At 63.0% G+C, this 19,830-nt stretch carries 19 protein-coding genes and 1 pseudogene; 10 read left to right on the forward strand and 10 right to left on the reverse strand.

Features of this window, described 5'->3' with window-relative positions; all coding sequences use genetic code 11:
- Positions 1-131: 131 nt before the first annotated feature.
- Positions 132-422 carry a 50S ribosomal protein L28 gene (rpmB, locus tag JOH52_RS09875; RefSeq protein ID WP_003527451.1) on the reverse strand — a complete coding sequence of 97 codons (291 nt, stop codon included), beginning with the start codon at positions 420-422 and terminating at the stop codon, positions 132-134.
- A gap of 416 nt (positions 423-838) precedes the next feature.
- Here rpmB and JOH52_RS09880 point away from each other — a divergent pair, with 416 nt between their 5' ends.
- Complete coding sequence (locus tag JOH52_RS09880) at positions 839-1,630, forward strand: DUF3108 domain-containing protein (protein ID WP_013844825.1); 792 nt, start codon at positions 839-841, stop codon at positions 1,628-1,630.
- 136 nt (positions 1,631-1,766) lie between these two features.
- Positions 1,767-2,654 carry an aromatic amino acid exporter YddG gene (gene yddG / locus JOH52_RS09885; protein WP_010970113.1) on the forward strand — a complete coding sequence of 296 codons (888 nt, stop codon included), beginning with the start codon at positions 1,767-1,769 and terminating at the stop codon, positions 2,652-2,654.
- A 3-nt stretch (positions 2,655-2,657) separates the two neighbouring features.
- Here yddG and JOH52_RS09890 read toward each other — a convergent pair whose 3' ends face one another.
- Together JOH52_RS09890 and gloB are read right to left on the reverse strand one after the other, a co-directional pair.
- Positions 2,658-3,098, reverse strand: a complete 441-nt coding sequence (locus tag JOH52_RS09890) for a cupin domain-containing protein (protein WP_010970112.1) — start codon at positions 3,096-3,098, stop codon at positions 2,658-2,660.
- A 1-nt stretch (position 3,099) separates the two neighbouring features.
- The gene (gene gloB / locus JOH52_RS09895) at positions 3,100-3,870 is read right to left on the reverse strand and encodes a hydroxyacylglutathione hydrolase (protein ID WP_003527442.1); all 771 of its coding nucleotides are present in this window, start codon (positions 3,868-3,870) and stop codon (positions 3,100-3,102) included.
- A 101-nt stretch (positions 3,871-3,971) separates the two neighbouring features.
- On the opposite strand from gloB, the gene JOH52_RS09900 reads away from it, so the two are divergent.
- The 3 genes from JOH52_RS09900 to JOH52_RS09910 all read left to right on the forward strand — a co-directional run bounded on the left by JOH52_RS09900 (position 3,972) and on the right by JOH52_RS09910 (position 6,890).
- Positions 3,972-4,736, forward strand: coding sequence for a class I SAM-dependent methyltransferase (locus JOH52_RS09900; RefSeq protein WP_010970111.1), 765 nt, complete (start codon positions 3,972-3,974; stop codon positions 4,734-4,736).
- 124 nt (positions 4,737-4,860) lie between these two features.
- Positions 4,861-5,967 carry a histidinol-phosphate transaminase gene (hisC, locus tag JOH52_RS09905; protein WP_010970110.1) on the forward strand — a complete coding sequence of 369 codons (1,107 nt, stop codon included), beginning with the start codon at positions 4,861-4,863 and terminating at the stop codon, positions 5,965-5,967.
- The gene (locus JOH52_RS09910) at positions 5,964-6,890 is read left to right on the forward strand and encodes a prephenate/arogenate dehydrogenase family protein (protein ID WP_013844824.1); all 927 of its coding nucleotides are present in this window, start codon (positions 5,964-5,966) and stop codon (positions 6,888-6,890) included. Before hisC ends, JOH52_RS09910 begins: the two co-directional genes overlap by 4 nt.
- Positions 6,891-6,921: 31 nt before the next feature.
- Here JOH52_RS09910 and JOH52_RS09915 read toward each other — a convergent pair whose 3' ends face one another.
- Entirely contained in the window at positions 6,922-7,935 is a 1,014-nt protein-coding gene (locus tag JOH52_RS09915; protein WP_010970108.1) for a DUF2125 domain-containing protein, read from the reverse strand.
- A gap of 305 nt (positions 7,936-8,240) precedes the next feature.
- On the opposite strand from JOH52_RS09915, the gene JOH52_RS09920 reads away from it, so the two are divergent.
- Positions 8,241-8,795, forward strand: a complete 555-nt coding sequence (locus tag JOH52_RS09920) for a gamma-glutamylcyclotransferase (protein WP_013844823.1) — start codon at positions 8,241-8,243, stop codon at positions 8,793-8,795.
- Positions 8,796-8,804: 9 nt separating this feature from the next.
- On the opposite strand, the gene JOH52_RS09925 is transcribed toward JOH52_RS09920, so the two are convergent.
- The 4 genes from JOH52_RS09925 to ftsE form a co-directional block, all read right to left on the reverse strand.
- Positions 8,805-9,587, reverse strand: a complete 783-nt coding sequence (locus JOH52_RS09925; protein ID WP_010970106.1) for a lysophospholipid acyltransferase family protein — start codon at positions 9,585-9,587, stop codon at positions 8,805-8,807.
- A gap of 101 nt (positions 9,588-9,688) precedes the next feature.
- Positions 9,689-10,387 carry a YdcF family protein gene (locus JOH52_RS09930; RefSeq protein WP_003527433.1) on the reverse strand — a complete coding sequence of 233 codons (699 nt, stop codon included), beginning with the start codon at positions 10,385-10,387 and terminating at the stop codon, positions 9,689-9,691.
- 105 nt (positions 10,388-10,492) lie between these two features.
- Complete coding sequence (locus JOH52_RS09935) at positions 10,493-11,509, reverse strand: cell division protein FtsX (protein ID WP_013844822.1); 1,017 nt, start codon at positions 11,507-11,509, stop codon at positions 10,493-10,495.
- Complete coding sequence (gene ftsE, locus JOH52_RS09940; RefSeq protein WP_010970104.1) at positions 11,502-12,185, reverse strand: cell division ATP-binding protein FtsE; 684 nt, start codon at positions 12,183-12,185, stop codon at positions 11,502-11,504. Before ftsE ends, JOH52_RS09935 begins: the two co-directional genes overlap by 8 nt.
- Before the next feature lie 364 nt (positions 12,186-12,549).
- Here ftsE and JOH52_RS09945 point away from each other — a divergent pair.
- The 3 genes and pseudogenes from JOH52_RS09945 to JOH52_RS09955 all read left to right on the forward strand — a co-directional run bounded on the left by JOH52_RS09945 (position 12,550) and on the right by JOH52_RS09955 (position 14,186).
- Positions 12,550-12,992, forward strand: a pseudogene (locus JOH52_RS09945) (hypothetical protein).
- Positions 12,993-13,055: 63 nt separating this feature from the next.
- Positions 13,056-13,601, forward strand: coding sequence for a hypoxanthine phosphoribosyltransferase (gene hpt / locus JOH52_RS09950; RefSeq protein ID WP_003527423.1), 546 nt, complete (start codon positions 13,056-13,058; stop codon positions 13,599-13,601).
- Between the two features lie 225 nt (positions 13,602-13,826).
- A complete protein-coding gene (locus JOH52_RS09955; protein WP_003527419.1) occupies positions 13,827-14,186 on the forward strand; it encodes a response regulator in 360 nt (119 codons plus the stop codon).
- 99 nt (positions 14,187-14,285) lie between these two features.
- Here the strand turns inward: JOH52_RS09955 and JOH52_RS09960 are convergent, their stop codons facing one another.
- Complete coding sequence (locus JOH52_RS09960; RefSeq protein WP_003537933.1) at positions 14,286-15,449, reverse strand: IS4-like element ISRm16 family transposase; 1,164 nt, start codon at positions 15,447-15,449, stop codon at positions 14,286-14,288.
- 66 nt (positions 15,450-15,515) lie between these two features.
- On the opposite strand from JOH52_RS09960, the gene JOH52_RS09965 reads away from it, so the two are divergent.
- Positions 15,516-16,718: an IS256-like element ISRm3 family transposase gene (locus JOH52_RS09965; RefSeq protein ID WP_010967204.1), complete on the forward strand. Its 1,203-nt coding sequence runs from the start codon at positions 15,516-15,518 to the stop codon at positions 16,716-16,718.
- A 329-nt stretch (positions 16,719-17,047) separates the two neighbouring features.
- On the opposite strand, the gene JOH52_RS09970 is transcribed toward JOH52_RS09965, so the two are convergent.
- Positions 17,048-19,705 (reverse strand): TIGR02302 family protein, encoded by a 2,658-nt coding sequence (locus JOH52_RS09970; protein WP_013844821.1) that lies wholly within the window; start codon positions 19,703-19,705, stop codon positions 17,048-17,050.
- Positions 19,706-19,830: the final 125 nt, after the last annotated feature.

Raw genomic sequence — 19,830 nt, forward strand, 5'->3', positions numbered from 1 at the left:
TTATCCTGGGTTATGCCACCAGTTGACGGATGCGCAGGCAGGTGCTTGCACGGCGATGGACGACACGAGAAAAAGGCTTGCCGGGCGAACCCGCAAGCCTCTTCAAGGTCTCGGCAGAAGTACCGGCGCTATCAGGCGGCTTCGGCAGCCTTCTTGACGATCTGACGGCGCAGCAGGCGGGCGCGCATGCTGAGCTCGTTTTCGTCGGCCTTCAGCAGGAAGGCGTCGAGACCGCCGCGGTGTTCGACCGAGCGGAGAGCCGCAGCGGAAACGCGCAGGCGGAAGCGCTGGCCGAGAGCATCGGAAATCAGCGTGACGTTGCACAGGTTCGGCAGGAACTTGCGCTTGGTCTTGTTGTTGGCATGGCTGACATTGTTGCCCGACTGGACGCCCTTGCCGGTCAATTCGCAACTACGGGACATTGTACACCTATTCTCTTATCGCCGCCGGACAATGCGGTAGCGGGCCCAGAGCCCAGGCCGCGTTCCTGTTGGCCATTATTGGAAAGTCGCGGTTCTATAGTCACAGGTGGCCCGCCAGTCAAGTCAAACCTTTGCATTCCCGAGCGAATGGGGCGATTTCGCCTGTTCTGCACTCATTAGCACGGTCGTTCCGGCGCGCAAGACGCATTCCAAGAGAGCGGCCGATGCGCTATCTTTTCCATGAGGACCGCGCCAGATTTCCAGCGGGCGCAGAAATGCCGCAAACCGCCTGCATTCCGGGGGATTGCGACATAAATACGTCGACTTTCCTCGGCGTCGGCAAGGTGTTGTAACACTATGAACGCTGCATGGTTCCGTTTTGAGCCGTTCCGGTATCGAGGGTCATGCAGGACAGAATGGGGCTTTCGGGCATGAAGTTGTGCATTGGTTTTCGCGCGCCGGCTCTCCTGGCCGCCATGATGTTTTCCACAGCCCCGCTTGCTGCGGAAGTCTCGCACCAGACGGACTACAGCATCGCGCTCGCCGGCCTGCCTTTGGCGCGCGCATCGTTCCACACCGAGGTCGAAAGGAATCGCTACACGATCTCGGGAACCCTGAACTCGGCGGGACTCGTGGATATCATCAGCCGCACCACGGGGCAGACGCGTGTCTCCGGAGTAATCGACCGCGACCATCTCCGGGCAAGCGAATATTCCATGTCCTACCGCAGCGGCCGGAAGGGCCGGGCCATCAATGTAAGCTTCCGAAACGGCAATGTCGTCCGGGCGAGCATGGTTCCGAAGCGTGATCCCTTGCCGAAGAACTGGGTGCCGGTCACGAGCCGGGACATGCGCAATGTGCTGGACCCGCTTTCCGGTCTGCTCATTCCGGCAAGGGCCCGAGTCTGCCCAAACACGCTGCCGATCTTCGACGGGGAATCGCGGCTCGACATAAGACTGTCTCCGAAGGGAACGCGAAACTTCAAAACCAGGGGATTCGAAGGGGAGGTGATCGTCTGCGGCATCCGCTTCGTACCGAAGGCGGGATACCGGAAGGGCCGCGAGGACGTCGAATATCTGCGCCGCCTGGGAACGATGGAGATCTGGTACGCGAAGGCGAACGGCGTGGACGTCTATGCTCCGGTCTATGCCCGCATACCGACGAAGATCGGAGCGGTCACGGTTTCGGCGACGCGCTTCGGCGATTGAAGCCCGCCGGCGGGCTCTTTCCTTACGCGCCCCCGAGGATCGCACCCCTCTTTCCGGAATCACGTAAGCGCGGTAGATCAGTGGGATTCGGGTGGGGTGACGGCCGCGCCGGAGTCTGGGCCGCGCGGAGGCGGGAATGAAGTTCAAGGCAACGCTGATCGGTTTCACCGCGATCCTCATGTGGTCGCTGCTGGCGCTCTTTACTGCCGCATCCGGCAAGATGCCGCCGTTTCAACTTTCGGCCGTCTGCTTTCTGATAGGCAGTCTGCCCGGCATCGCCGTCCTGGCGTCGAAGCCTGAGCGCCTCGCACTTCTGAAGCAGCCGGCAAAGGTGTGGGTCATCGGCATTGCCGGTCTTTTCGGCTACCACTTTCTTTATTTCACGGCGCTTCGCAATGCGCCGGCCGTGGAGGCGGGGCTCATCGCCTATCTCTGGCCGCTCTTCATCGTTGTCGGCTCGGCGCTGCTGCCGGGCGAGAGGCTCCGCTGGCACCATGTCGCAGGCGCCCTTGCAGGGCTCGTCGGAACGATCCTGATCGTTGCGCGCAACGGCATCGCCTTCGACGACGCCTATGCACTCGGCTACGGCGCGGCATTCCTCTGCGCCTTTACCTGGTCCGGCTATTCGCTGATCACGCGCCGCTTCGACGCGGTATCCACGGATGTCGTGACCGGTTTCTGCCTTGCGACATCGGCTCTGTCATTCCTCTGCCATCTCGGACTCGAAACGACGGTCTGGCCTGAAACCACCTTCGAGTGGCTCGCCGTGGCGGGGCTCGGCCTGCTGCCGGTCGGTGCGGCCTTCTATGCCTGGGACTACGGCGTGAAGAACGGCGACATCCAGTTCCTGGGCGTTGCGAGCTATGCGGCGCCGGTGCTTTCGACCCTGATCCTCATTCTGTTCGGCTTTGCCGAGCCGTCCTGGCGGATCGTGGCCGCCTGCCTGCTGGTGACGGGCGGCGCCGTGCTTGCGGCAAAGGACATGATCTTCCGCAAGGGCAGGGCCGCGCAACCGGCGGAGTAGAACTCACTCCTCAGCCGGCCGCCAATCGGGGTGCGCCATTTCGAAGGAGGCGAAGTCGAAGCCGGGTGCGACGGTGCAACCGACGAGCGTCCACTCACCAAGCGAAGTGGCGGATTGCCACCAGCCGGCGGGAACGACCTGTTGCGGCCTTTCTCCGCCGAGCAGGTCGGGACCGAGCCGGGTCTGCGAAGCGGCCCTGCCGGGCTCGGCAATGCTGAGCTCGAGCGGGGCGCCGGCGTAGTAGTGCCAGACCTCGGCGGCATCGTGGACCCGGTGCCAATGCGACCGGTCGCCGCGTTCGAGAAGGTAGTAGATGGCCGTCGAGTGGCCACGCGCGCCACCATTGGCATCGCGGAACGTCTCCCCGTACCAACCGCCTTCCGGATGCCGGGCAAGACCCAGCGTTTCAATGATAGCTGCCGCCGTCATTTCCCGAGTCGCCATTTCAGAAATTGTCCTTGCGCTTGCGTATTTCCGCGAAGACAGCGGCATCGCTCGCCTTTTCCATACCGAGCAGCGCGCGGATCTTCGGATCGCCGGCGCGCAGGAACGGGTTCGTCCGCTTTTCGAGGCCCATCGTCGTCGGCGCGGTGAAGCCGCCGTCCGAGCGGGTCTCCTCGATCTCTGCCGCACGCTCCTTCAGCGCCGAATTTTCCGGATCGACCGTGATGGCGAAATGGGCGTTGGCAAGGGTGTATTCATGGCCGAAATAGATGGCCGTGTCGTCGGGAAGCGCCATCAGCCGGCTCAGCGACTGCCACATCGTATCGGCCGTTCCCTCGAAGAGACGGCCGCATCCGAGCGCGAAAAGCGTGTCGGCGGCGAAAAGCAGCTTGTCCTCGGGCAAATGGTAGCAGACGTGGCCGGACGTGTGGCCCGGCGTTTCGATGACATCGACCGGATGGCCGGCGAAGTCGAAGCGGTCACCATGTCCGACGGTCCTGTCTATGCCGGGGATCTTCGACGCCTCGTTCTTCGGGCCGATGATGGTGAGGCCGAAGCGTTCCTTCAGACTGGCATTCGCAGCCACATGATCACCGTGGTGATGCGTGGTGAGGATATGCGTCAATTGCCATCCGCGCCGTTCGAGCGCGTCGAGGATCGGCCGCTCCTCCGGTGCGTCGATCGATGCCGTAGCGCCGCTAAGCCGGTCGTGGAGGAGCACACCGTAATTGTCGGTGCGGCAGAGGAAGAGGTCGAGTTCGAGCGCGGCCATGTTTCGGTCCTCCGATCGGTGCGGGGTTATCGGAAAGCGGCGATCCCGCTCGGTTCGAATGTAGCGAGGCTCGCCTTGAAGTCTACCGCTTGGAGTCTAACATGTTGCCCATGCACACCGATATCGTCGATCTCCGCCAATTCTATCACTCCGAGCTCGGCCGCATGGCGGAACAGTCGGTCAGCTCAGCGCTTGCTTCCATCTGGGCACGCCTGCCCGAGGAAAGGCTCCTGGGGCTCGGCTACGCGGTGCCCTATCTCGAGCGCTTCCGTGCCGATACGGAGCGGACCTTCGCCTTCATGCCGGCAGGGCAGGGTGCGGTGAACTGGCCGGTCGCCGACCTGTCCTCGACGGCACTGGTCTTCGATGAGGAATTGCCGCTGCCGGATGCCTCTATCGATCGCGTATTGATGGTTCATTCCCTGGAATTCGCCGAAAGCCCCCGCGAAACGATGAAAGAGATCTGGCGCGTGCTGGCGCCCGGCGGACGCCTGATCATCGTGGTACCGAACCGCCGCGGCGTCTGGGCGCAGATGGAGCACACGCCTTTCGGCTCGGGGCGGCCCTATTCCCGCGGGCAGCTGACGGCGCTCTTGCGCGAGACCAACTTCACGCCCGGCGCCACGACGGAGGCGCTCTTCTTTCCGCCCTCGAAGCGCAAGCTTGCCCTTCGGCTGCGCCACGGTCTGGAACGGTTCGGCCGGTCGCTGTGGCCGGTCTTTTCCGGGGTGATCATCGTCGAGGCGCAGAAGCGGCTTTATCAGGGCCTGCCGGTGGCCGCACGCGCCTCGCGCCGCGTCTTCGTCCCGGTGCTGGCTCCGCGGGGCGTGCCCAGCACGCGCAGTCGAGCAACGAAAGCGCCGTAGGCCGCAGTCTGCTGCCCGTCACCCCGTTGCTTGCTCCCGCACCGGCCGCCGTCACGTCGCACTCGACAAATATCACCGTCCCCGGTATTGGCTGGACCGCATTCTTCCCGTGAAAGCTGGTCCGATGAATCTTGCCCTGAAAAGCCCTGCGCCGCGTTCCGGCATCCTGGACATCGCCGCCTATGTGCCGGGCAAGGAACATGCGCCCGGCGTTGCCAAGGTTCACAAGCTGTCGTCGAACGAAACGCCGCTCGGCGCGAGCCCGCGCGCGATCGAGGCTTTCCAGAAGGCGGCTTTCAATCTCGAACGCTACCCGGACGGTCAGGCGAATGCGCTCAAGGAAGCGATCGCGGCGGTTCACGGGCTGAACCCCGCCAACATCCTTTGCGGCAACGGGTCGGACGAACTGCTCGGTCTTCTCTGCCATACCTATCTCGGCCCCGGCGACGAGGGGATCGTCACCGAACACGGATTTCTCGTCTACAAAATCCAGATCACCGCGTCCGGCGGGACACCCGTCACGGTCAAGGAGAGGCAAGAGCGCGTCGATGTCGATGCGATACTTGCGGCCGTGACCGAGCGGACGAAGATCGTCTTCATCGCCAATCCGGCAAATCCGACCGGTACCTATATCCCCGTCGAGGAGGTCCGGCGTCTGCATGCGGGCCTGCCCGCCGGCGTCCTGCTGGTGCTCGATGCGGCCTATGCGGAATATGTCCGGCGCAACGACTACGAGGCGGGACTGGAACTCGTTTCGTCCAACCGCAATGTGGTGATGACCCGAACCTTTTCGAAGATCTACGGCCTTGCGGGTCTGCGCATCGGCTGGATGTACGCGCCGCGCGACGTGGTGGAGGCATTGGACCGCGTCCGCGGTCCCTTCAATCTCAACGCGGCGGCAATCGCAGCCGGTGCCGCGGCGATCCGCGACCAGGCCTTCGTTGCCGCGGCGGTCGACCAAAATCACACCTGGCTGGCGAAGATCGGTCAGGCGTTGACGGATATCGGCCTGCGCGTCACCCCATCGGTCACCAATTTCGTGCTGATCCACTTCCCCGAGGAAGCGGGCATGTCGGCCAGCGACGCGGATGCCTACCTGACGAGCCGGGGCTTCATCCTGCGCGCCGTCGGCGCCTACGGTTTCCCCAATGCGCTGAGAATGACGATCGGCTCCGAAGAAGCGAACAAGGGCGTCGTCGCGGCACTGACTGAATTCATGGGACGGAAATGATGGCTCAGCAGTTCCAAACCATCGCCCTTATCGGCATCGGCCTGATCGGGTCGTCCATCGCCCGGGATATTCGCGAGAAGCAGCTCGCCGGTACGATCGTGGTTACGACGCGCAGCGAAGCGACGCTGAAGCGCGCCGGCGAGTTGGGCCTCGGCGACCGCTACACGCTTTCGGCGGCCGAGGCTGTAGAGGGCGCGGATCTCGTCGTCGTTTCGGTGCCAGTCGGTGCATCCGGCGCTGTCGCCGCTGAAATCGCAGCCCATCTGAAACCGGGTGCGATCGTCACCGATGTCGGTTCGACCAAAGGGTCGGTCATCGCCCAGATGGCGCCGCACCTGCCCAAGGACGTCCATTTCGTGCCCGGTCACCCGATCGCGGGTACCGAGCATTCCGGCCCGGATGCCGGCTTTGCGGGCCTCTTCCGCGGGCGCTGGTGCATTCTGACGCCGCCGGCCGGCACGGACGAAGAGGCGGTCGCCAGGCTCAGGCTGTTCTGGGAAACGCTTGGCTCGATGGTCGACGAGATGGATCCGAAGCATCATGACAAGGTGCTGGCGATCGTCTCGCATCTGCCGCATATCATCGCCTACAACATTGTCGGCACCGCCGACGACCTGGAGACGGTGACCGAGTCCGAAGTGATCAAATACTCGGCCTCGGGCTTCCGTGACTTCACCCGCCTTGCCGCTTCGGACCCGACCATGTGGCGCGACGTCTGCCTGCACAACAAGGACGCGATCCTGGAAATGCTCGCCCGCTTCTCCGAGGATCTCGCCTCACTGCAGCGCGCGATCCGTTGGGGCGACGGCGACAAGCTCTTCGATCTCTTCACCCGCACGCGGGCGATACGCCGCTCGATCGTTCAGGCCGGTCAGGACACCGCGATGCCCGATTTCGGCCGGCACGCGATGGACCAGAAGTAGGCTGCCGGAAGCAGGCTGCGAAGACCGGCGCTCACAGCGCCGGTAGCATGCCGATCGGAACGAAGGCGAGGAAGGCGGTCCCGTCGCGGACGTTCAGTTTGACTGTCGCTTCGTTCTTGCCGCCCGCAAGCGCCTTCAACATGTTGGCGACGTTGTCGATCAGGTCGGTTTCGTCCGGAGCAATCTTCACAAAGTTTTCCCGCCAGGCATCGATGTTCGCAAGCGTGAGAGAGAATTCCCCCGAAATCAGCCCCTGATCATTCACCGAAAAGGGGCCGGTGAGTTTTGCGCTCATTCCGGAGCCCGCATCGAGCGTCAATTGCCGCAACTCGCCTCTGGTGCCGCGGAGCATATGGGGCGGCAAAGTGCCCGCCTGAAGCCACTCTGCCTTGTCCGCAACGGTCAGGTCCATTGCGACATCGGCCGGTGCGGCAAGACTGGGTCCCTGGTCAGGGCGCAGGTCGAGCTTTTCGATGCTGAGTGCCGCGTCTAGGTTACCGCCGTTCTGGCGCAGATGGAGCTCGCCATGGCTGGCGCCGAAGCCGAGGCCCTTGCCCGTCAGGGGGGAGCGCGCGGTGCCGGTCAGATTGTCATAGGCCAGCGAGGTGCGGTCGATGCCGGAGAGGGTCGCCGCGACACTTGCGCGGAGCAGCGTCCAGTCGGCGGAAATCGTGACGCCGGGGGAAACGCGGATTTCGGCGGGGCCGTCGAGCTCGAGGACCGCACGCCCGGGCTGATAGACCTGCGCCGCCGTTCGCAGCGCGCCGAAGGACGCGGAGGCGCCGCGGCGCGTATCGTCGAGGCGCACCTTGTCGCAGAACAAACCGAGGCGGAAGGGAAAGCCGCGCACCTCCATCTCGGCGCATTCGCCGCTGAAGCCGATCGCCTGGCCCTTCGTCAGATAGGCAGTCAGCCGCTTCTGGATCTGGTCCGCGGCAAGAAACCAGCTGGCGGAATAGAGGCCGCCCACGAACACGATACCTGCTGCCAGCCACAAGAATTTCCTGCCGGTAGGCGATGGCTTGGCGACGGCGGTCACAGTCATGTTGTCGGGTACTCCACACTGGATCACGATGATTTCAGGTCGGGTCGACCTAAAACTCATCTCGCTCTTGCCGCCGGGAGCGGCCTTTCGGGTGGCCGATTCCCCTGCGGCGAACTAACCTTCATCCGCAATCGCGACACGGCCTATCGGCGCGACCAGTTCGATTGCAAGAGAATTGCTGCACAATTTTGTCCTTCGACCGATACGGTCCCGGGAATTATGCAGTAAAAAATTCCGGTAGGCCGCAGGAGCGTCGAATATCGATTCGGTGGACTGATTCGGCGGCTTCCCGGCGGCACGTTTGAATGGCAGTGGATATGGACGAATTTTGGGTCTTTGGCTACGGCTCGTTGATGTGGAATCCGGGCTTTCGCTTCGAGGAGAAGCTGACGGCGCGCGCTTTCGGCTACCGCCGCTCCCTCTGCGTGCGTTCCTGGGTTCACCGCGGGACTGAACGGCACCCCGGCCTGGTACTCGGGCTCGACTATGGCGGCTCCTGCATCGGGACGGCATTCCGCGTGGCGCCTGCGCAAAAGGCGGAGGTGATCGACTATCTGCGCGAACGCGAGCTGGTCACCCACGTCTACAAGGAACGAACCATGCCGGTACAACTTTCCAGCGGACAGCGCGTGTCCGCGCTGACCTATGTGATCGATCGCTCACATGTCCAGTATGCCGGTGCGCTGAGCGCGGAGGAGGCGGCCGCGACGGTCGCCGTCGCCACCGGCAAGTCCGGGCCGAACAGCGAATACGTTCTCAATACGCTCGAACATCTTCGCGAAATGGGTATCCGCGACCATTGGCTGGAGGAGGTTGCCGCGAAGCTGGCGGCCGGCGGAGCTGAGTCGCTCCGGGCCTGAAGGGGGAGGCTACCGAGCCCCGAGTTCGCGCAGCCGCTGTTCGGCGGTGGGCGGCAGCGGCAGGTGCGGATTTGCCCGCACGGTTTCGATGAGGAGGTCGTCGCTCGCAGCCTCCGTAACTTCCACCAGCTTCGCCAGAAATGCGTCCGGATCCAGCCCGGCCTCGATCGGCGGGAGGACACGCACCTTGAAGTGGCCAGGGAAACGGAGGAACTTGCGCCGCGGCCAGAACAGCCCCGGATGCATCGCGACGGGAACCACCGGCACCTGGAGATCCCGATAGAGCCGGGCGATGCCGTATTTGTACTCCGGCGGTGCGCCGGGCGGGCGGCGGGTCCCCTCGGGGTAGATGATCAACTGACGCCCCGTCGCCATCTCGTTTTTCGTGCGGTCCATGACCTCGGTCATCGCCTTGCCGCGCGCGGCGCGGTTCACCGGAACCATGCGCTGCTTGACGATGTACCAGCCGAACAGCGGTATCCAGGTGAGCTCCCGTTTGAGGATATAGAAGGGATCGTCGAGCCAAGGCAGAAGCGCATAGGCGTCCCAGAAAGACTGATGCTTCGGCGCGAAGATGTAGGCGCCCTTCGGAATGTTCTCGAGGCCCTCGATCTCGAAGGTCGTGCCGACGATCTTCGCGAGCAGCCAGTGGTTGCTGCGCGCCCAGTTCTTGGGCACGAACCAGGCCGTCTTGCGCGGCACAAGGAAATAGAACGGCGTCAGCACGATCATCTGCACGATCAGGTTGGCATAGAAGACCAGATTGAAGAGGATCGAACGCAGGATGATCATCAGGCAGACTCTCGGGTGCGGGTGCGGTGCGCCACGCTGCCTACACGAATATGCGGCGGAGGAAAACAGCCTCGCGACGAGAGCACCTTTCTATGCCGGTCCTACTCCCCGGCCGGCGCAATATGAGAGGGGCCCGACCTGAGGCCGTTCGTCCAGCGGGCGCCCATCACATCGCGCAGCGTGGCGACCGAGTATTTGCCGTATTCGAGCAGAATGGCCTTCAGCACCAGCGGATTGCGCAGCCAGTTGGTCGTCTTGAGATCCGAATTGACGACCGGGTAGGCGATGAATTCGGTTTCGGGCCTGGCGCGGCGCAGTTCGAGCAGGCTGCGCGGCATGTGGTAATTGTTCGTCACCACGAGGATCGTCCGATAACCTCGGTTTCGGATCCACAGCGAGGTTTCGGTCGCATTGCCGATCGTATCGATCGCCGCATGACCGATATCGACGCAGCATTTGAACAGGTCGGCCGAGCTCTGGGTGTTGCGCCTGATCTGGCTTCGTGTCGTCGACGGATGAACACCGGAAATCAAGAGCCGCTTTCCGGCACCGAGTTTCAGGAGATCGACCGCCTGGTCTATTCGTTGGAAGCCGCCGGTCAGCACCACGATCGCATCCGCTTTCGGAGTGGCAGGCGGCTGCAGCGAGGCGACGGTATCGGCGAATTGCAGGAAGCCGGCGATGAATACGGTGAGAAAGGCGAGCAGCACGAAGAAGCCGCGGCGCAGCACTTTGCGCAGCAGGCTGCGGGACTGGCGACGGCGCGCGGCCCTCTCCAGCCATTTGCCCCTTTCGGCCATCCCGCTCCCGCGTAGTTCTCCCGCCTTCATGATTCTCATCACATAGCCGCAGATTGCGGCAGGGAATAGATCGATTGCGGGCAATTCATGGCCTTCCGGGCGATTTCAACCCTGAAAGGTGTCGGTCCGGCCCGGATCCGATCGGATAAGGTCGATCTCGTAGATCGTCCGCATGACGGTAAGGCGCGCCGTCAAGGTCGTCAGCAGGGCAATGACGACGATAATGCCGAAGATACCAAGATAGCCGGTGTAGCCGATGGCGAAGGTACCGAACAGAGCGGTCGCCTGATCCGTTTCAGGGGTTGCAAGCGTCTGCGACTGCCAGAAGCTCGCCAGCGCAAAGGACAGCGCAGCGAGAAGGCCGCCGGCGCCGGCGCCCTTCAGACTGATTCGGAGAAAGTGCTTCTGGAATTCGGCGGCGACGAAACTCGCTTCCGCTCCGACGAAATGAAGGACCTCGACGATGTGGCGATTGCCGGACAGCGCGCCGCGGGTGGCGAAAACCACCGTCAGCACCATCGCGGAGAAGACCAGTACCAAGACGCCGGTGCCGATCATCGTGGTTGTACTCGCCATTGCTACCAGGCGATCGACCCAGGTGCGATGATCATCGAGGAAGGCCTGCGGGATGGTTTCGGTGAGCGCCTTTCGCATCGCGGCGAAATCGGGGGGATTGCTCTCGTCGATCGTGACGACGACGAGCCGCGGCACGGGCAGTTCGTTCAGGTCGAGCCCGCCACCGAGCCACGGTTCCAGGAGGCGTGCCGTCGCCGCGCGGTCGATGATCGTGCCGCCCGTCGTGCCGCTGAAGGTCAGCGCCAGATCCCGGGCATCGGCGAGCGCCCTCTCCATGTCGAGGTTGTCGTCCGGCTTGATCTGGATGGTGATCTCACGGGAGATCTGCGATTGCCAGCTCTGGGCGGTCGCCCGCACCATGCTGACGCCGCCGAGGGTCAGGCAGGCGAGAAAGGACATGATGGCGATGACGCACATGAGCGCATGGCCGGAAACGTTGACCGAAGGCACGATCGGCCCCGTCGGGCGCACGCGCATCTCGCTGCGGCGTTGCTGCTGCTGCGGCGGAGGGTTTGACTCGCGGCGGGGAACACGGTTCTCATTCATAGATGTCGAGCCGTCCCTGTGACAGGATCATCCTCCGGGCCTCGACCTGATCCATCAAGGACAGGTCGTGCGTGGCGATCACCACCGCGGTCCCGAGTCGATTGAGTTCCATGAAGAGATTGAGCAATCGCCGCGCCATCGGCGGATCGACGTTGCCGGTCGGCTCGTCGGCAAGCAGAATCTCCGGCCGGTCGATCAGAGCCCGAGCGATCGCGGCGCGCTGCTTCTCTCCGCCGGACAGCACCGGCGGCAGCACGTTGAGGCGCTCGCCGAGGCCCACCCATTTAAGGAGCTCGAGCACGTCGGAGCGATAGCTCGACTCCTCCTTGCCGCGGACCCTGAGGGGCAGGGCGACGTTTTCATAAGTCGTCAGATGGTCGAGCAGCCGAAAGTCCTGGAAGACGATGCCGACCCGGCGGCGCAGCATCGGAAACTCCTCACGGGGAATGGAGGAGATGTTGCGGTCGAACATGCGGATGAGGCCGCGCGTCGGCTTGAGCGACAGGAAGAGGAGCCGGAGCAGCGTCGTCTTGCCGGCGCCTGACGGACCGGTCAGGAACTGGAAGGAACGGCGCGGAATATCGAATGTCAGGTCCCGGAGAATCTCTGGTCCCATGCCATAGCGCAATCCGACGTTTTCAAAGTGAATCAATGGGACAGCCCAGTCTCTCGTCACGACCCTCGCTAAATCCGCCGAAGGCCGGATTATCGCAGCTCCACCCGTCTATCAGATGCGCCACGGCCGGTGAAGCACTTCAAGCACCGCATGTCTGCTTGCACAGGCTCCGAATTCAGGAACATGCAGTAGGACGGCACTGCTGCCAAGGCAAAACCGCGCATGCCGCTATGGTTAAGCAAGGGTTAACGTTCCATGAAAAGACGCGGCTTTCGCGGCCTTCTTTCCAAAACATTAACCATTTCGGTTTACGTCTCGTCAGGATTCGAAGCAATGCCTTGCATCCATGCAGATGGCATGTGCATCGAGCGAAGACGTACGGCGCTGCAGGCAAGACGATCGGCGCCGTCACCGGGGAGCGCCCATGCAGGCATTTCGCGCAAAGACCGCGGGCATCGACCTCATTCCACCGGAGCGCGCCTCGCGTTCGAGCGCCGCTCAGCCGAGGCGCCTCGACTATATCGATGTCGAATTCGAAACGGTTGCGCCGACCGCACGGCGCAGCCCCTATCCGGGGTGTTCAACGACAACCGCCGGGCCGGCGCCCGGCAAAAGGCCAACGCGGCGGCCGCCCCGGGATTGCGGAGTGCAGCACGGCGGATCCTGGTCGCGGCCGGGACCAGGCTCGATGCGATGTCGCCCCGGCGCTTTGCCGGCCTGGCCGCCTTTCTCGGACTTACGGTATTCCTGCTGATCGCCGGTTTCGGCGGCGACGGGCGGGCCGACATGCACCCGCTGCCGACGAAGGGCGGAAAAATGCCGGACTTGACGGTTTCCTTTGCCGAAGGCGGTGCTTCCGCTCGCTGAATGTGCTAATCGCGGCTAAAGAAGGGAAGGCTGGTGTTCTTCCTTGCGAATGGAGAAACCCGCATGCCCGTCGTCCGCGGCAAGAATATCGAAGTCCTCTACAGCGCCGAAACCATTGCGGCGAGAAATCAGGAAATGGCCGCCGATATCGTTCGTGGGCCGCATAAGGACCTTCTGGTCATCTCGATCCTGAAGGGCTCCTTCATCTTCGCGGCCGATCTGATCCGCGCCATGCATGCGGCGGGCCTTGCTCCGGAGGTCGAGTTCATCACGCTTTCGAGCTACGGAACCGGGACCGAATCCAAGGGCGTCAGGATCACCAAGGATATCGACAGCGATGTGCGTGATCGCGACGTGCTCCTCATCGACGACATTCTGGAGTCCGGCCGCACCCTGCGCTTCGCCAAGGAACTGCTCCTGGAGCGCGGCGCACGAAACGTCACGATCGCGGTGCTGCTCGACAAGCGGGTGAAGCGCCGCGTCGACCTCGAAGCGGATTATGTCGGCTTCGAGTGCCCGGATCATTTCGTGGTCGGCTACGGAATGGATGTCGCCTACGCGTTCCGCGAACTGCCGTTCGTCGGAGTGGTGACGGGCGACGCAACCTAACTTGGCTCGTACCTTTTCTGCTGTGCGTCTGTCACGGGCACCGTCTCGGCGCCGCCGAATGATTAAAATGCCTCCTATCGTGTTTACCGGAATCAAACGAAAAGCTGTTTGTTTGGATGACGTATCGCGGTCGCATGAGGCGGCGGACGATACGGAGATCCAACGGAGCGTCCATGGCATCCAATCGCCGCGCCGCTCCCCGCAGAAAAAATACGGGAGGCCATGATGGCGAAAATCCTGATCACCGAGGACGAAGATGGCTTGCGCTCGTTCGTCGCGCGCGCTTTGCGGCTCGACGGGCACGAAACGGTTGAAGCCGGGGACGGAGCCGATGGGCTTGCCTGCCTTCGCGATCAGCCGTTCGACCTCTTGCTATCCGATATCCGGATGCCGGTCATGGACGGCATCGAGCTTGCGCATCAGGCGGCCGCCGCATTTCCGGCATTGAAGATCCTGTTGATGACCGGCTACGCCGAACAACGCGAGCGTGCCGACGACCTCTCCGGCAAGGTCGTCGACGTCATCGAGAAGCCATTTTCACTGCCCGACATCCGCAAGGCCGTAGCGCTCGCACTGGCCGCCTGACGCCGCCGTCGAGAGGGACGCGGTTGATGTGTCCGCGCGGCCCCTCATCCGGCTGCCGCCACCTTCTCCCCGCAAGCGGCAGGGCTGTCCGGGGAAAATTCATGCATAGCGGAAGACCATTTGGTTTGGGATGGTCCGGGGTTTTGGTCGGCTTGGATTGACCTGCGGCGGCTTGTGGATTTCGGCGATGCTTTTGCGCTGGAACAGGCACTGGGTGACGAGGTCGGTGAAGCGCAGGATCGGTAGAGGGACGCGGGCGAGGCGGGCGGCGATGCGCAACAGTGCATAGGCGATCATCGCGGCGAAGATCTGCAGGCGGATGGCGTTGTCGTTGTTGCCGAGGAACTTGCGGATCTTGAGGTGCTGTTTGATCCAGCGGAACAGAAGCTCGATCTGCCAGCGATCCTTATAGAGCTGGCCGATCTCGACGGCGGAGCGCTCGAGGTCGTTGGTCAGAAGCGTGATCGTATCGCCGTCCTGGCGCTTGACGATTACCCGGCGCAAGCCGATCGGCAGCTTGGAATCGCCCTTGCTGGCGAGGCTGACCTGGCTGTCTTCGAGGACCAGGAAGCCATCGCCTTGAGGTTGCTCAACGGGGCGTTCAGCGACCAAAGCCAGTCCCATGTTGGTCTTCGGCCGGGTGACGAAACTGGCGCCGGCTTCGGCGATCGCCGTCCACCAGCCGTAATGGCAGTAGCCCTTGTCGAAGACATAGGTTGCGCCCTTTTCGATGGTGATCGTGCGGCCGATCTGGGCGTCGTTGACGTTGGCGTCGGTGATGTCGAGGATGCCTGGACAATCGGCCTTGGGATCATAGACGACATGCAGCTTCATGCCGCGGATGCGGCCGTTCGACTTGGCCCAATCGTACAGCTTACCCAGCGGTATCGGGGTCGAATCGATCAGCCGCAGCATCTTGGTGCCCTCCCGGCGCGTCTGCCGGTCGAGCTGACCGGCCAGAAGCGCGAAGGTCTCGGCGAAGACGGCGACCGGGCGGCGGCGGTTGGCGTCCGACAGCGTCGAGCGCATCAGCCGGCCACTGCCGAGATGGTAATGATGCTGACTGTTGGCGTTGAAGCTCGCCTCCAACCCGCGCAGGCTGGTCGTGGCGCTCAACTGGGCATAGATCAGTGCCACCAGATGATCCCAGCTGGTAAAGCACTTGTCGTAGGCATCCCCGGCATGACGATCCACAATCGCCTGAAAGCTGCGGCGATCAATCGCTTTCAGCAGCTGGGCGAAAATGCTAGGGGTGAACCGCATGCTCCGTCGGGACTGTCAGGAATTCTGTGCGGTGGGCCATGATGATGAAAAGGAGAGAATCATCACATGGCTATCGAGAAAGAACTTCTGGACCAGCTCCTGGCTGGACGTGATCCATCCGAGGTTTTCGGCAAGGACGGTTTGCTGGACGATCTGAAGAAGGCGCTTTCAGAGCGCATCCTCAATGCGGAGCTTGACGACCATCTCGACGTCGAGCGCCTGGAGGGCGGCCCCGCCAACAGGCGCAACGGTTCCTCCAAGAAGACGGTTTTGACTGGCACATCGAAGATGACGCTGACCATCCCGCGCGATCGGGCGGGTACCTTCGACCCAAAGCTGATCGCCAGATATCAGCGCCGGTTTCCCGATTTCGACGATAAGATCATTTCGATGTACGCCCGTGGTATGACAGTGCGCGAGATCCAGGGGCATCTTGAAGAGCTCTACGGCATCGATGTGTCGCCGGATCTGATCTCGGCGGTGACCGATACGGTTCTGGAGGCCGTTGGAGAGTGGCAAAACCGGCCGCTCGAGCTTTGCTACCCCCTCGTGTTTTTCGACGCCATCCGGGTCAAGATCAGAGACGAGGGCTTCGTACGCAACAAAGCCGTCTATGTCGCCCTGGCCGTGCTCGCTGACGGCAGCAAGGAGATCCTCGGGCTCTGGATCGAGCAGACGGAAGGGGCAAAGTTCTGGCTGCGGGTCATGAACGAGCTGAAGAACCGCGGTTGCCAGGATATCCTAATCGCCGTGGTCGACGGCTTGAAGGGCTTCCCCGAGGCCATCACCGCCGTCTTTCCCCAAACAATCGTCCAGACCTGCATCGTCCACCTGATCCGGCACTCGTTGGAGTTCGTATCCTACAAGGATAGAAGGACCGTTGTGCCGGCGTTGAGAGCCATCTACCGCGCCCGAGATGCCGAGGCGGGCCTGAAGGCGCTGGAGGCCTTCGAGGAAGGGTACTGGGGCCAGAAATATCCCGCTATCGCTCAAAGCTGGCGGCGCAACTGGGAACACGTCGTTCCCTTCTTCGCCTTCCCCGAAGGGGTCCGCCGCATCATCTACACGACGAACGCAATAGAGGCCCTCAACTCGAAGCTTCGGCGAGCTGTGCGTTCCCGCGGGCATTTCCCTGGTGACGAAGCCGCGATGAAGCTGTTATATCTCGTTCTTAACAACGCGGCCGAGCAATGGAAACGGGCGCCGCGGGAATGGGTCGAGGCAAAGACACAGTTCGCCGTCATCTTTGGCGAGCGGTTCTTCAACTGATGAAACCGGCCCACCGCACAGAATTCCTGACAGTCCCTGCTCCGTCTCCTTTTCTGAGTCTCGACAACCAGAAAATAGACGGAAAAACGCCGTCTGACGGGGCATGCGCCTGCGACATTTCGATTCACCCGGAACTTTCCCCGGACAGCCCTGCGCAAGCGGGGAGAAGGGATATGCCGCGCCCGCTCGCTCCCTCGAACGGGCGGTGAATGCAGAGTTCAGTTGGCGCCGCTTGTCTCTTCGCCCCGCGTGCGGGGAGAAGGTGGCCGGCAGGCCGGATGAGGGGCTGAAACGCGCGTAAGCGCCGAAGGGCCCATCCGCCCTTGCCATCACCGCATGTCGAGCAGCCGCTCGAGATACTGCCGCTCCAGCTCGGGCGACAGGCTGTCACCCAACTTACGACGGATCTCTTCCAGAATCTGGCGGGCGCGCTGCGTGTCGATCTCGTCGGGCACCTTCACCTGATCGCCGAAATCGGGGCCGGCGTTCTGCTGCCGGCGTCCGAGCGGGTCACGTCCGTTCTGACCATATTGCGGAATGCCTTGTCCGGGACCTTGCCCCTGACCCTGGGCCTGCATTTGGTTCATCATGTCCTGCGCGCCCTCGCGCAGGGCCTGCAGGGCCCGGCCCTGGCTGCCGACCGCCTGCTCGCCCTGGCCCTTCCCGAGAGCGCCGGCGGCACCTTCCATCTCGCGCTGCGCCTGACCGAAGCCCTTGCCGGGCTTGATCCCCAAATTCTCGAGCCCCTTCTGCAGGTCGCCGAGTTGCTTGCCGAGCGATTCCTGCTGCTCTCTCAATAGCTTAAGAGCCTCCTTCAATTGCTCGGCGGTCATGTCGTCCATCGGGTTGGGTTGGCCATTGGGGTCACCCCGCTGCCCCGGCTCCTGGGGCATGTCCTGGCCGAAGAGTTCCTCGTCCTCGCCTTCGAGCGGATCGCCGCGCTGCATCCGGTCGCGCAGTGCCTGGTCCAGCTTGAAGGTTTCGTCCATCAGTTGCTGCTGCTGCTGCATCAGCTCGCCGAGCTTGTCCATCTGCTGCCGCATGGCGTTGTTCTGCTCGCCCATCTGCTGCTGCATGCGTCCGGCCTGGAGATTGTTCATCATCCTCTGCAGCTCGGAGAGCATCTGCCGCGCCTGATCGCGCGCGCCGGAACGGGCCAGATTTTCGATCTGGTCCATCATCTTCTGCAGGTCCTGCTGGCGCAGAACGTTGTTCATCTCGGGATTGGCGGCGACTGCCGGGTTCTTCGCGGCCTGCTCGGCGAGCGCCTGCATATATTCCTGCATCGCCTGGCGAAGCTCGTCCATCAGCCGGGCGATTTCCTCGTCCGAGGCGTTGCGTTCGAGCGCGTCCGACAGCGCCTGCTGCGCGTCGCGCAGCCGCCGGTCAGCGAGCGACAGGTCACCGTCCTCGATGCCGAGAGCGATTTCCCACAGGTGGTCGGCGGCATCGCGCAGCATGTCGTCATTTCGGGCGAGCTGCATGCGCGTGCGTGCCGACTTCAAGAGCAGGAAGTGGGTGGCATTGGGGATCGTCTCCTCGGGGTAAAGCGTGAGCGCATCATTGAGATCGATCGCGCGCGGCAATTGGTTGGCGTCGAGCGCGAAGACCTGGCGCTGTTCTGCGACGGCAGCGGCGAGGGGTTCGAAGAACCGGCGCGCAGGCAGAACGATCTCCTGCGGCACGCTTCGTCCCTCCTGGCCGGCTGCATCACGAGCGACGAGCGTGACGCTCACGCGCTTTCCGGCAAGCGGATGCTCACTCAGATTGCGGCTCGTCGTACCCTTTGCCTCACGGGCATTGCGGCGCGGCAGATCGAGGCGATATTCGGGAGGGGCATAGAGCGGATGGGCATCCTTTGCGGGCTCCTCGAGGGGCTTGATTTCGGCCCAGGCCTGGGCGATGCCGTAGTCGTCATGTGCCAGGTAGCTGATATCGAGCGCTGCATTGACGGTTGGACGCGGTGCGCCGTCGAAAGCGATGCCGGGCACGCTGTCGGGCGTGATCTTGAAGCTCCAGCTCTGGCCGCCGACGGAGAGCGTTCCGTCCTTGGCGATCTTGTAAACATGATTGCGGACCGCATTCGGAGTTGCCTGGGGCGTTTCAGACCGGGGCGTTTCAGGTTTGGCTGTTTCCGGCCTGGATGTCGCCTCCGCCTTGGCGTCGGACGGCGGGATTGCCAACGGCTCGTTGCCCGCCTCGGCGTAGCTGACCGTTTCCTCCGTCCCGGCCCCGGTTATCCGCACCGTAAGATCGCTGAACTGCGGTATCGTGATCTGAGCCTTCTCCTGCGGATCCTTCTCCTGTGCTGGGTCCGTCGCGTCCTGACGGCCCGTGAGAAAGATCGGCGCGCGGCCGGTATAGGCTGGCGGCGTCACCCATGCATCGATACGGATGTCGGCAGCCGTTACCTCCTGCTCGGGCAAGCGAAAGGCGTCCGAAATCAGTCCGGCGCGGTTCGAATAGGAATAGGCGAAGGCGATGCAGGCAAGGAGGACGGGGATGGCTCGCAGCGCCCACGGGTCATGCCGTGCGATATCGGGCCGCGGCAGACCCGTATCGAGTTCCCTGACCATGCGCGCCATACGCGCCTGATGTTCGCGCCAGAGTGCGGCGCCGAACGCGCCTTCCGTCGCGGGCGCATCGTCCTGGACGCGGATCGCCTGATGGGGCAGCCGGTTGCGCTCTTCCAGCATCCGGTCCGCCTCGGGCGTTTCCGGCCAGCGAATGCGGGTCAGCGGCAACAGGGAGACGAACAGCCCTACGACGAAGAGAAGAAGAAGGGCGGCATGCAGCCAGAACGGCGCGGCCCGAAAGAGGCCGACCCAGCCGGCGGAGAGAAACAGAAGAACGAGCGAGGCAGGGACGAGCATGCGTGGCAGCAGCTCTTCGGCCAAAAGAACAGAACGGGCGAGGAATCGCTTCGCCGCCAGCATCCTGGCGAACGACTGCGGTTTTGGCGTTTCATCCTGCCGGAATTGCGTCATCCGCCGAAACTTCCTTTCGATCCTTCGACCGCGGGCGGTCAATGGTCAGGATAACATTGTTTGTGGCGAAGACGAGGGCGGCCCGTAAAACAATGCGTGATCGCCGCAGGCAACCCCAATCGTGA

It is taken from the genome of Sinorhizobium meliloti (genome assembly GCF_017876815.1).
Classification (GTDB): domain Bacteria; phylum Pseudomonadota; class Alphaproteobacteria; order Rhizobiales; family Rhizobiaceae; genus Sinorhizobium; species Sinorhizobium meliloti.

Bases quoted from the DNA above. Each gene is read 5' to 3' on its own strand.
- rpmB (WP_003527451.1), bottom strand. From the start codon at position 422: ATGTCCCGTAGTTGCGAATTGACCGGCAAGGGCGTCCAGTCGGGCAAC.
- JOH52_RS09880 (WP_013844825.1), top strand. From the start codon at position 839: ATGGGGCTTTCGGGCATGAAGTTGTGCATTGGTTTTCGCGCGCCGGCT.
- yddG (WP_010970113.1), top strand. From the start codon at position 1,767: ATGAAGTTCAAGGCAACGCTGATCGGTTTCACCGCGATCCTCATGTGG.
- JOH52_RS09890 (WP_010970112.1), bottom strand. From the start codon at position 3,098: ATGGCGACTCGGGAAATGACGGCGGCAGCTATCATTGAAACGCTGGGT.
- gloB (WP_003527442.1), bottom strand. From the start codon at position 3,870: ATGGCCGCGCTCGAACTCGACCTCTTCCTCTGCCGCACCGACAATTAC.
- JOH52_RS09900 (WP_010970111.1), top strand. From the start codon at position 3,972: ATGTTGCCCATGCACACCGATATCGTCGATCTCCGCCAATTCTATCAC.
- hisC (WP_010970110.1), top strand. From the start codon at position 4,861: ATGAATCTTGCCCTGAAAAGCCCTGCGCCGCGTTCCGGCATCCTGGAC.
- JOH52_RS09910 (WP_013844824.1), top strand. From the start codon at position 5,964: ATGATGGCTCAGCAGTTCCAAACCATCGCCCTTATCGGCATCGGCCTG.
- JOH52_RS09915 (WP_010970108.1), bottom strand. From the start codon at position 7,935: ATGACTGTGACCGCCGTCGCCAAGCCATCGCCTACCGGCAGGAAATTC.
- JOH52_RS09920 (WP_013844823.1), top strand. From the start codon at position 8,241: ATGGCAGTGGATATGGACGAATTTTGGGTCTTTGGCTACGGCTCGTTG.
- JOH52_RS09925 (WP_010970106.1), bottom strand. From the start codon at position 9,587: ATGATCATCCTGCGTTCGATCCTCTTCAATCTGGTCTTCTATGCCAAC.
- JOH52_RS09930 (WP_003527433.1), bottom strand. From the start codon at position 10,387: ATGGCCGAAAGGGGCAAATGGCTGGAGAGGGCCGCGCGCCGTCGCCAG.
- JOH52_RS09935 (WP_013844822.1), bottom strand. From the start codon at position 11,509: ATGAATGAGAACCGTGTTCCCCGCCGCGAGTCAAACCCTCCGCCGCAG.
- hpt (WP_003527423.1), top strand. From the start codon at position 13,056: ATGCCCGTCGTCCGCGGCAAGAATATCGAAGTCCTCTACAGCGCCGAA.
- JOH52_RS09955 (WP_003527419.1), top strand. From the start codon at position 13,827: ATGGCGAAAATCCTGATCACCGAGGACGAAGATGGCTTGCGCTCGTTC.
- JOH52_RS09960 (WP_003537933.1), bottom strand. From the start codon at position 15,449: ATGCGGTTCACCCCTAGCATTTTCGCCCAGCTGCTGAAAGCGATTGAT.
- JOH52_RS09965 (WP_010967204.1), top strand. From the start codon at position 15,516: ATGGCTATCGAGAAAGAACTTCTGGACCAGCTCCTGGCTGGACGTGAT.
- JOH52_RS09970 (WP_013844821.1), bottom strand. From the start codon at position 19,705: ATGACGCAATTCCGGCAGGATGAAACGCCAAAACCGCAGTCGTTCGCC.